The following is an 817-nucleotide window of genomic DNA, read 5'->3' as shown; positions in this document are numbered from 1 at the left end:
AAGGAGATAAAACATGGAAACTCGCATTCCTGAAGACACACCATTCGATACGAATTTTCTAGGAGAAACATCTCTAGAAGAAAAGTATCCATTCTTTCACACACCCATTTCATGGTCCGCAATCTTTGCGGGATTGGTGACAGCCCTTGCCACCTCAATCTGCCTCTCTTTTCTGGTAGCAGCTTTAGGCTTAAGCCAAATGGATTTCACCTCTTCAACCCCATTTGAAGGCTCTTTCCTCTCCTTTAGCGTGGGTTCTATTATCGTTACACTGATTAGCCTAGCCTTGGGAGGCTTTGTAGCTGGACGTTTTGCTGAATCATCAGGGACGCTTCATGGCTTTCTCACTTGGGCTCTCATAACATTGCTAATGACCCTCCAAGCCATCCACGTGGTTTCTAGTACAGCAAAGATAGGAGCTAAAACTGCTCTAGAAAACAGCTCCATGGTCCAACAAACCGTAGACAGCCTAAAAACCAATATTTCCCCCATACTTGCAAAATTAAACAGCGAAAGTCTTGAAAAGTTTTTTGCAAAAAACAGTGACAATGGCATCAATTTTGACCAACTTGGTAGTGAATTGCGCACCCTTCTCAATAAAAGTGACATTCCTGCTCTCAACCCTGATCGCTTGAAACAAACCTATCAAGCAGCACTCAACGATATTGGTTCTGCGATCACAGCTTTCAAAAATGATCCTTCTCACTATCGCACCACTTTAAAAAATCTTGGTGAGCGCCTGTCTGATCGTGTAGAAGATCTCACGACAAAATTTGATCGAAGTGATATCATCGAAGCCCTCATAAAAGATGGCATG

General features: G+C 43.0%; 1 protein-coding gene. It reads left to right on the top strand.

The annotated features are described in order from the left end of the window. Nucleotides 1-13: 13 nt before the first annotated feature. Nucleotides 14-817, top strand: an 804-nt coding sequence (locus ACFIK8_RS10810; RefSeq protein WP_375669426.1) for a DUF3792 domain-containing protein, incomplete at its 3' end; no start/stop codon positions are given.

It is taken from the genome of Bartonella sp. MR168JLCBS (assembly GCF_042194175.1).
This window is presented reverse-complemented; position numbering and strand designations above follow the sequence as displayed.